The organism is Flavobacterium sp., from assembly GCF_030146175.1.
In the GTDB taxonomy this organism is placed as follows: Bacteria; Bacteroidota; Bacteroidia; order Flavobacteriales; family Flavobacteriaceae; genus Flavobacterium.
The window spans coordinates 1-9,813 of the sequence record NZ_JASLCE010000014.1; the positions used below are offsets into that span (position 1 = coordinate 1).

Annotated in this window: 8 protein-coding genes and 1 pseudogene; 3 read left to right on the top strand and 6 right to left on the bottom strand. The window is 38.4% G+C overall.

All coding sequences use genetic code 11. The features are described 5' to 3' along the window. The 6 genes and pseudogenes from Q1R07_RS01525 to Q1R07_RS01550 form a co-directional block, all read right to left on the bottom strand. Positions 1-2,197, bottom strand: a pseudogene (locus tag Q1R07_RS01525) (SprB repeat-containing protein); the annotation flags it as partial. Between the two features lie 25 nt (positions 2,198-2,222). Beyond that, positions 2,223-3,365, bottom strand: a complete 1,143-nt coding sequence (locus Q1R07_RS01530) for an ABC transporter substrate-binding protein (protein WP_300485264.1) — start codon at positions 3,363-3,365, stop codon at positions 2,223-2,225. A gap of 67 nt (positions 3,366-3,432) precedes the next feature. Continuing rightward, a complete protein-coding gene (locus Q1R07_RS01535; protein WP_300485266.1) occupies positions 3,433-4,023 on the bottom strand; it encodes a tail fiber protein in 591 nt (196 codons plus the stop codon). Positions 4,024-4,212: 189 nt separating this feature from the next. Next, complete coding sequence (locus tag Q1R07_RS01540; RefSeq protein WP_300485267.1) at positions 4,213-4,788, bottom strand: DUF1801 domain-containing protein; 576 nt, start codon at positions 4,786-4,788, stop codon at positions 4,213-4,215. Positions 4,789-4,794: 6 nt separating this feature from the next. Beyond that, complete coding sequence (gene pepT / locus Q1R07_RS01545) at positions 4,795-6,036, bottom strand: peptidase T (RefSeq protein WP_300485268.1); 1,242 nt, start codon at positions 6,034-6,036, stop codon at positions 4,795-4,797. A 76-nt stretch (positions 6,037-6,112) separates the two neighbouring features. Beyond that, complete coding sequence (locus Q1R07_RS01550) at positions 6,113-7,108, bottom strand: DUF3667 domain-containing protein (RefSeq protein ID WP_300485270.1); 996 nt, start codon at positions 7,106-7,108, stop codon at positions 6,113-6,115. Positions 7,109-7,456: 348 nt separating this feature from the next. Between Q1R07_RS01550 and Q1R07_RS01555 the strand changes: the two genes are divergently transcribed. The 3 genes from Q1R07_RS01555 to Q1R07_RS01565 all read left to right on the top strand — a co-directional run. Beyond that, positions 7,457-7,912: a hypothetical protein gene (locus Q1R07_RS01555; protein ID WP_300485271.1), complete on the top strand. Its 456-nt coding sequence runs from the start codon at positions 7,457-7,459 to the stop codon at positions 7,910-7,912. A gap of 141 nt (positions 7,913-8,053) precedes the next feature. Next, entirely contained in the window at positions 8,054-8,614 is a 561-nt protein-coding gene (locus tag Q1R07_RS01560; RefSeq protein ID WP_300485272.1) for a hypothetical protein, read from the top strand. Positions 8,615-8,626: 12 nt separating this feature from the next. Beyond that, a partial coding sequence (locus tag Q1R07_RS01565) for a hypothetical protein (protein WP_300485273.1) occupies positions 8,627-9,813 on the top strand: 1,187 nt, incomplete at its 3' end.

A 9,813-nucleotide genomic window follows, 5' to 3' on the forward strand; every position in this document is an offset into this window, starting at 1 on the left:
TCATCGATGCAGTAGAAGTTAATGCAGACGGTTGTGTAATCGTAACCGATCTTGTAATACTACATGCATTAGAATCCGTAATGGTAACAGTATAAACACCTACAGGTAAGCCAGTAGCTGTAGCTGCTGTACCACCAAATGGAGCCCATGAATATGTATAAGGTCCTGTACCTCCAGAAGCTGTAACACTCGCTGTTCCGTTTGAACCACCGTTACAAGAAACAGTAGTAAAAGAAGTGGTAGCTGTGAAAGTAGCCGGTTCTGTAATGGTATAAGATTGTGTTTTGGTACACGCATTAGCATCGGTAATAGTTACAGTATAGGTACCAGCTGTTAAACCAGTAGCTGTTGCAGCTGTACCTCCAGATGGAGCCCATGAATATGTATATCCCGGAACACCACCGGTTACAGTTGCTGTAGCGGTACCATTAGCACCTCCATTACAAGCAACATTAGTTTGTGATGGTGTAATTGTGATAGCTGTTGGCTGTGAAACTGTAAAAGTTCGCGTAGCTGTACAACTGTTTGAATCGGTAATAGTACAGGTATACGTTCCTGCTGCTAAACCAGAAGCGGTTGCCGCAGTTCCTCCTGACGGAGCCCATGAATACGTGTATGGAGGTACTCCTCCGGTAACGTTAACAGTTGCAATACCGTTTGATCCTCCGTTACACGATAAATCGGTTCTGGAAGTAGTAACCGACATTGCAGTTGGTTGTGTAATTGTAAATCCTCTTGAGATTGTACATCCGTTATTATCGGTAATTGTACACGTATAATTTCCTACAGCTAAACCAGAAGCGGTAGCTGCTGTTCCTCCAGATGGAGCCCATGAATACGTATAAGGCGCTGTACCTCCTGTTGGTACTACTGTTGCTACACCATTTGAACCACCATTACAGCTTACGTTCGTTTTAGATGAAGTTGCTGTAAAAGTAGTTGGTTGGGTAACCGTTACATTTCTGGTAATCGTAGTACCTTCGTTATCCGTAATGGTACAAGTATAAGGAAGTGCTGTTAAACCTGTAGCTGATGCTGCAGTTCCTCCAGCCGGCGACCATGAATAGGTATAAGGCGTAACACCTCCAGAAGCAACTACAGTAGCACTACCGTTTGAACCTCCGTTACAAGAAACATTTGTAGAGGAAATAGTAGCGGATAAAGCTGCATTGGTTGTGAACGTTAAGTCACTTCCATAAGCTGTTCCAGACGAGTTAATAGCATACGCTCTAAAATGGATAGTCGTCGCAGATGGCAACGATGAAATAACCGAACTAAAGGATCCGGTTCCGCTTCCAATAATGGTTTTGTTGTCTGAAGTGGTTGGATTGGCTGCTAAAGCCCATACAATTCCTCTTTCAGTAACAGAAGCACCACCATCGGCAGTTACGTTACCTCCTAGAGTAGCTTTTACGGCACCTACATTGGTTGCTGCTGTTGTGGTTACTGTTGCGTTTACAACAACGGTACAGTTTACGTTTGGTGCCGGATAGCCCGCTGGTGTAATACCAAGTGAGGCAGTACCGTTGTGTCCCCAGTTAGCCGGGTTGTTAATGGCAGCTCGTAATGCTGCTGCTGTTCCGGTTAAGGTTCCTGTATATTTGCTATTGGCACTTTCAGGTCCCGGTGCCGGGAAAAGCGAAATACAGTTTACACCGTTTGTAAGTCCTGTAGGAAGAATACTTTCAGCTGTACCGGCATCGGCAGTAGCATTCCAGGTTGTAACCGGATCATAGTTGGTATTGTTGTAATCACCATGAACACCTGCAATAAAGATAGGGTTCGCTGGTGCTACACCACTGGTACTTTGGTAAGCCAGAATCTGGTCACCTCCCGATAGGTTAAAGTTAGAACTTAAAGCAATAGTAACTCCTGATGTACCGGTTACGGTAAAAGTATCAGCAGAAGTTTCGATTATAGAAATAATCGTTCCACAGGGTACCGTACTAGGGATAACCCATCGTAAGTGGGTTTCCGTGTTGACGGCCCAGCCTGCTGCTGTCCATCCCTGTTCCGAAAAGTAAATGGTTTCACCGGCCGGAAGGGGTTTGAGGGCGATAAATGAAAACCCATCGACGGTTCCGAAATCATAGCCGATAAAGGCGATGTCTCCCGGACCGAGGGTTTGCGCTTTGGTACTCTGCTGTACAAAGAATGTACAGAGGAATACGAGGGTTGCGAGTAATCTCTGCTTCATGTGAATAATAATTGAGGTTAAATTTTTAATGACATAAATAGGCATTTTGCCATCCACCGATTTTAGGGGGCATATCCTGTTCCGTTACTTCAGTAATAAAGTGTCCTTCGTTTACAAGTGTGTTCACTCGTTCAAATGCCACTTGATCATCTGAATTGCGTTCCAGTTTATAAATGTGATGATCAAATTTTGTACGGTTGGTTTCGGAATCAAATTGTATCGATCCTCGTGGTCCTTCTGCTTTTATAGTACTGATATGGCGCAACAAGGTGCGGGTATCGGTGCTCTCTGCCGTTTCTAATAAATTCGCTAACAAAGCGCCGTTTTCATAACCTAATAGCGCGAATACGGTAGCTGCATCGTCATATTGTTCTTTGAATTGCATGTTAAAAGAACAATCAGAAGTATGGGCAAAATTTTCAAACCAGGAAGCTACTACATATAGTGGAAAGGCCTGAGCTTGGTATTCGCTAATAATACTTTCGTTAATTGCAAAAGGCGTGGTGTAAAAGGTATAGTGTTGTGCTACTTTGTTGGTGCGAATAAAAGAGGCGTTTTCTTCGGCATACAAACCGCTGTAAAACGCAAATACCACTTCAGGCTTGTAGTGGTCTAGAGTTAATTGCATGCATTCGGCTTCGTTTTCCCGAGGATAAAAAGGGGTAATATAATGTCCGGAGAACATCATATTATTTTTGTTGAGGGATGTTTCGATTGCCGATAACATTCCGTAGCCGGAATCGTAATAGGAGGTTGCTGTCGCAATTTTATCATAATTCTTTTCTGAAAAATGATTTCCTAATAAAAAACACGATTCGGTTAGCCCGTAGGAATTGATATAAATACCTTTTTGTTTTTTTATCCCGTAAGGTACGGTAGCACCAATGTCGGAAGCGATTAATAATATGTCGTTATCCGAAGCATATTCATAGACGCGACTCATGTTATGATGTCCGAAAAAACCAATCATAATATTGATTCCTTCCTGAAAATAAAGCTTTTGTATTTTATCAATGATCAATTGTTCATTGGCACCAATTCCAATGCTCTCTACATAGTATTGAGCGTTTAGATTGTTCAGTTTGATACCACGAATAAAATCCCGATCCAAGGTCTTATACTGTTTGGATTGCGGGATTAGGATTCCTATTTTAGTTACTGTACTCATGTAAAAAAATAATAGGAGAGGATGAACGTATTCTTCCTCTCCTTTAACGATTAACTGTTTTCTTTCGTTAATTACGAGAAGGGAAGATACCGTATAATGCGATACTTGTGTAAATTCCTAAATAAGGGTTACGGATCGAAAATGGTAAGCTGCTTCCTGCAATACCTGTAGTCCCGCTAATAGAAGTAGTGATGTTTCCTACTTTGTCTGTACCTGCAAATGGTGGCTCACTATAAGCGTTTGCAGCAGCTCCTCCTGTACCGAAACTGTTGTTTCCGTTGTCTGATTCGTTGGTTGGATTACCCGTGTTTGTATGGATAACTGTTGCAACGTTTACTTGTCCTGCTCCAGTTCCTGAAACTAATGGGTGAACGTGAGCCGGTACGTTAGAAAGTGATAGCGTAACATTTTGCGCTCCACCTGATTCTCCCCACTGAACTGGTGTTAATCCAGGTCCTGATCCTGGGTGAACGATAGAACGTCCTCTTAAGTCTGGTAAGGCAAATGTAGTTTGTCCGTTTCCTCCAAAAGTTGTTCCAAGTAATGAAAATAGAGCTGTGTTTTGTGCAATTGACATGATTTGTCCGTCGCAAAATGCCCACTGTGCAGGTGCAAAACCAAATCCGAAAGCCTGGATTTGTCCAATAATTTGTTCCATAAATATAAATTTTGTGGTTAAGTTTATACAAAACTAGGCAAACGCACAGGATCGATATTAGGTAAAATTACGTGTTTTTGTAAGATAATTGTATTATTGCAATAAAATTAATAATATTTTGATATTTTGTTAAACAAACAAAATAGATAGTATCTTTATCTTAAAGGTTTTAGGTTAATTTAAGAAATCTTAACGATATTTATCATTTAGACCGATGCCAGCTAAGATTAGGGGTTTAATCTTCTCAAACCGACTTAATTTGGTTTTTTCCTGCTTGGCAGTAGCTATATATTCGATAAATTCTTTTTGTTTATAAGGGGTAAATTGAGAAAAAGCATTTTGTAAATTCGAATCCTGTGCCAATTGTTGTTGAAGGTATTCCGATTGTAAGGCTTCTTTTTTTTCCGGCTTAAAGTGGATACCGGCTTTTTCATTGGCAATGGCTTCCTGGACATACTGTAAAATCAGTTTTTCGTCCATATCGGCTTTCGATTGGAAGCGCCATTGGCGTAAAGCCTTGGTAACGCCTTCCTGGGCGTTAACCAAAACTTTATGCGGATCTTTTAGGAAGATTCCATTGAAAAACCAAATGCCAACATAGGATTTAAACCCGCCAATGCCCAATACGTTTTTGCCGTTATAGGTATAGGTCGGGCCACCCCATTTGGTGGTTTCAACCAACTCGGTTTGAAGCAGGATTGTTTTTAAATAATCCAGCTCTTCTTCCCATTGGTTTACCTTGTCCCATTTGTGTTTTTCATCCATTCGGATTTATTTTTTTTCGGCCGTTAGTTCGGCTATTTTTACGATAACTTCTACCGCTTTTTGCATACTTTCTACCGGTACATATTCGTATTTCCCGTGGAAATTATGACCGCCGGCAAAGATATTCGGACACGGTAATCCCATATAGGATAACTGACAACCGTCTGTTCCACCGCGAATCGGTTTGATGATCGGTTTGATACCCAATTCTTTCATCGCTTTTTCAGCTACTTCTACAATGTGGATTACCGGTTCCACTTTTTCACGCATATTGTAGTAACTGTCTTTGATTTCGCAGCTAACAATCGGTCCGCCAAATTGTTTCTCAAACTTTTTATTGATCTTGGCAGCTATTTTTTCGACTGCTTTTTTGCGTTTTTCGAATTTCTTACGATCGTGATCACGGATAATCAATTCAACTTTGGTTTCTTCAATACTACCGTTAATTCCGGTTACATGGAAGAAGCCTTCGTAGCCTTTGGTTTCCTGTGGCGTTTCGTGCTTTGGTAAATTGGAAATGAATTTGTTAGCCAGTAACATAGAGTTGATCATTTTCCCTTTGGCATAACCCGGGTGAACGCTTTTTCCGCTAAAAGTAAGTTTGGCTCCGGCGGCATTAAAGTTCTCATATTCCAGTTCGCCAATCTGACTTCCGTCCATCGTATACGCCCAATCGGCACCAAATTTTTCAACGTCAAATTTATGCGCACCACGACCAATTTCTTCATCCGGTGTAAAGCCAACACGAATCTTTCCGTGTTTGATTTCCGGATTATTGATCAGGTATTCCATAGCCGTTACAATCTCGGTAATTCCGGCTTTATCGTCGGCTCCTAAAAGTGTCGTACCATCGGTAGTGATAAGCGTTTGTCCTTTGTATTGCAACAAATCTTTAAAATAACTTGGCGATAATACAATGTTTTGTTCTTTGTTTAAGATGATGTCTTTTCCGTCGTAGTTTTCTACGATCTGTGGTTTGATATTCGCTCCGGTAAAATCGGGAGTGGTATCAAAATGTGAAATAAAACCGATAGTCGGTACTTCGTGTTCCACATTACTCGGAAGGGTAGCCATGATATACGCATTCGCGTCGATGGTTACCTCTTCCATACCAATGGCTTTTAATTCTTCAACTAATTGATTGGCCAAATCCCATTGTTTGGCAGTACTTGGAGTGGTATCGGAATTCGGATCAGATTCGGTGTCAACAGTTACATAACTGATAAAACGATCAATAATATGTTGCATTTTAAAATATTTAGATACACAAAAGTACGACTATTTCATTAAAATGAAACGTCGTACTTTTTAGAATAAATTCAAATTAATGGAGGTATACGATTGTATAAATGATAAACAATACCAATACAACCGAGATTAGGAAAGAATTGACAAAAAACAGTATCAAACTCTTTAAATTAGAGATATAGCGTTTTTCTCCGTAAAAAAACCGGTGTGCTTTAAAAAAGTAGGTAAAGCCCCAACCCAGATAAATACAGGTTAGTATAAACTCTAAAAATGTGAGAAAGCCATTATCGCCCAATAGTTTCAGGAACCAGCTCAGTGTTAGAATCAGCATGGTGTTGAGAAGCAGGAACGAAAAGTAATGGAGCGTAAAAATACCGTGTTCAAAATAGTACCATTTCTTTTTATCGTGAAAAAGCCATAACGAAAAAGCAAATAATGGCAGATAGAGGAAAAGTACTTTTGGAAGATTATGAATAAAAGAGTCCTTGAATTTTCCAATGACTTCTTTTGTGGTATATTTTTCGTTTATCTCGGCCATCCTTCTTTGAAATTTTTCCATTAATCCGGAATCCTTTTTTGCCAGAGGAAGTGTCTTTTGTATCGAATCGTATTCTTTTACCGAACTATAATTTCCGATTGTAGGTATTTTTCTACCTGTGGTTGCTTTCATAATCGAATCAGCCTCCTCGTAGTTGTAATCATATTTATGAGCTTCCGCCTTACGCACCTCACGTTGCGTTTCGTTATCGTGATCAATTTCCGGAAGTACCCCCGGAAGGAAAAAGGTTATAAAACTGATAAAAATATACAGCTTAACCGGAGCTACATAGTGTTTACGCTTTCCAGCCAAATATTCGCGGGTAAGGCGTGAAGGGCGGAACAACAAATATTTCATGGTTTTCCAGAAAGCATTGTCATAATGCGTAAAATCTTCTACAAAATGTGTGAACAGATAGTGAAATGACTTTCGGGATTCGGTGTTATCCTGACCGCAGTTCGGACAGTATTTGTCGGTTACAATTTTTCCACAGTTTAAACAATCAATGTGGTCGCGTATTTTATCGTGGCTCATTATTAGGGGATATTGATGCGATAAAAATAGTTAAAAATTGATATTTAAAGGTAAATTTTTTATAAAGTAGCAATTAAAATTAAACCATTTTGAAACAATCTTTATCCATAATGAAAATAACAACGCCATGCAGTAACCGATTTTTAAGTTTGCCGCCCAAACGGGAAAATTGAAACTTTAAAAGAGTGTACACTAATAAAAAATCAAAATAAATATCTTTTTTGTGTAATAAATTTCTTAAGAATTAAGCATAAGAAAATTAAAGTATATTAGCCAATGTATTAATAATAGTAAACCACATTTCATGTTCGCCCGTTAACGAGGGAGAAGAAATAAAAAAATAAATAAATGGAAAAAACACAATTTGATAAAGAGTTTCAAAGGCTAACTACTGAAATGGTTGAAGTTGCTTTTGAGTATGTTGGTCGCAATAGTGAAGAGGTTGATCATGTATATATTTATGCTTCGATGGAGTATGAAATATTTTTCTATAATGTCTTTTACCAAATCAACAATATTGTAGTTAAAAAAGAACTCGTGAACAATGTACTACACCAAAAAGCAGATGATTCAGATGATAGGATTGATGCTTTATTAAGTATTGGAGGTCATGCTTTAATGGACCTTTCCGATGTTTTTAGCGATGATGGAAGAGAACTACCGACCTTACTTAAAATGGTTTATTCTCCAAAGACAGGCGGATTTGATTGTGATGTTCTTTATGAAAATTATGGAAACGATCCGGATTGGTCAAATGTAAGTGCACTTGAAAATTGGTATCAAGAAGTAACCAATAAGATGTAATACTAAATTTAACGTATTATAGTGGCAAGGTTTTAGGCTTGCCGTTTTTTATGCAATAGCAGTAAAAGCAATTGGTAGGAATTAGTCTTTATATAATATAAGAAAAATTAACCAATAAAATAGTAAAACTAAAACACTCGAATGGAAAAAATCAAAACATTTTTAGATATTGTTTTTGAAAAAGAACAAATAGCGCTGGATTTAAAGAGGGACAAAGATAATATTGAAAAATATAACGAATTTGTAGTGAATGAATTGAATATTTACTGTGAAGATCCGTATGATACTGATCTGAAAAGAAAAGTGGAATTTAATATTATAGGTAAAATGATTAGTCCGCTTTCTGATCGTTTTTATGAGGAGTCCAAAAATTGTCCTTACCCGGCTCCCCGTTATTTATTTAAAATAAGTGAATATGATAATGAAAAATATGGTACCGTTTGGGCTTGTTATGTTTCTTTTTCAGATCCTGATGACGAAATAAAAAAAATAAAAGAGTGTTTTTTAGTCGCTTCAATCAATGGGGAATTAAAAATTGTTTCTGATTTTATACTTAGTTCCGATGCGAAACAATGGCGACATGTAGATGGTGATGAAGATAAAAGTTTGCGTTTGAATAATTTGGGGAGACCTATAAAAGTGGAACGCTATGTAGAACCAACGGATGAATGGAGTTTAAAAGCGTATTTAAAAGATTTTTAAAATAGAACAATAATGGAACATAAAATAATAGTGCCTTTTTTTACTGACGAAAAATTTGCAGGAAAACCACTTACACTAGTAAATTGTATTGCCTTTTTAGCGCGTAGAGATGGGAGCCATCTGTTATTAATGTCTCATTTTTCCGAATTGTACCTGTTTCAATATTCAAAAGATTTTGTCTTTGAAAAGGAAATTCCGGTAACTGCTGTTTTAAACGGATTCAGAGAATTTAACGAATCCAGAGAATTTGCGCTGAGCGAAAGTGCTTCAGGACAGATCATCATTTCCGGCGATGCCAATCGTTGTTTTATTATTGATGAAGACGGAAACATTGACCCGGCTTCGTACACCACAACCGTTGTAAATTTAAAGAGTGATGCGCATGCTCTTTTTCCTCAAAAACAAGAAGCGGCGGCTAAAAATCTGTATTGTAACGCAACTTTATTACCGCAATCGAATAAATTGATTGCTTTAGTCGATAGTGAGATGGGTTGGGGATCAACTGAAGGTAAAAGACGCGGTGATTTTATCGTGATTTCGGAGGCTCCTTTTGAGGATGCCACACAACGTCCTCGTTTAAAACTGTTGGTAGCATTAAACCAAAGACCTAGCGCATACTATAAAACAGATTTCCCGGGTATCGAATTGAAAAATGGAAAAACCATTTATCGGGATGATACTTTTGACGATAATTTAATTGCTGCGATCGAAATCAATACTAAAATGCCATTTTTCGATCCGTGGATCGGGAATATTTATCCGCTTACGGAATCGTTGTTATTGGTTCCCGTTTTTGATAAATTCCGACGTTTGAGTGCCAGTGCTTGTTTTTTGTTGATAAACACCGATGGAACTGTGGTCGGGCAATTGCAAGACTTTGAGCCGAAAAATCTCAAGCTTGGTAAATTGGAAGAATTTCATTTTGCGGTAAATCATCAGGATCAGATCCTTTATTTTAAAGGAGAAAATACCATTTACATATTTGGATTCGATGGTAGCTGTTTGGATAAAATTATATTGGAAGGAACTACAAAACCGTTGGCTGCATTCCAATTGATCGGTCATACCACCAATGGAAATCTGCTGTTTTTCGACAGAAAGAATTTTCATTTCCTACAAATACCACCACTAAAACCGTTGGATAGCAACAATGTAATATCCATTGAAAACGCACTGACGGCTTATAAAAAACACAAACC

What these genes read in the sequence shown, in the direction of transcription:
- Q1R07_RS01550 (WP_300485270.1), bottom strand. Translation starts at nt 7,108, where the DNA reads ATGAGCCACGATAAAATACGCGACCACATTGATTGTTTAAACTGTGGA.
- Q1R07_RS01530 (WP_300485264.1), bottom strand. Translation starts at nt 3,365, where the DNA reads ATGAGTACAGTAACTAAAATAGGAATCCTAATCCCGCAATCCAAACAG.
- pepT (WP_300485268.1), bottom strand. Translation starts at nt 6,036, where the DNA reads ATGCAACATATTATTGATCGTTTTATCAGTTATGTAACTGTTGACACC.
- Q1R07_RS01540 (WP_300485267.1), bottom strand. Translation starts at nt 4,788, where the DNA reads ATGGATGAAAAACACAAATGGGACAAGGTAAACCAATGGGAAGAAGAG.
- Q1R07_RS01560 (WP_300485272.1), top strand. Translation starts at nt 8,054, where the DNA reads ATGGAAAAAATCAAAACATTTTTAGATATTGTTTTTGAAAAAGAACAA.
- Q1R07_RS01555 (WP_300485271.1), top strand. Translation starts at nt 7,457, where the DNA reads ATGGAAAAAACACAATTTGATAAAGAGTTTCAAAGGCTAACTACTGAA.
- Q1R07_RS01535 (WP_300485266.1), bottom strand. Translation starts at nt 4,023, where the DNA reads ATGGAACAAATTATTGGACAAATCCAGGCTTTCGGATTTGGTTTTGCA.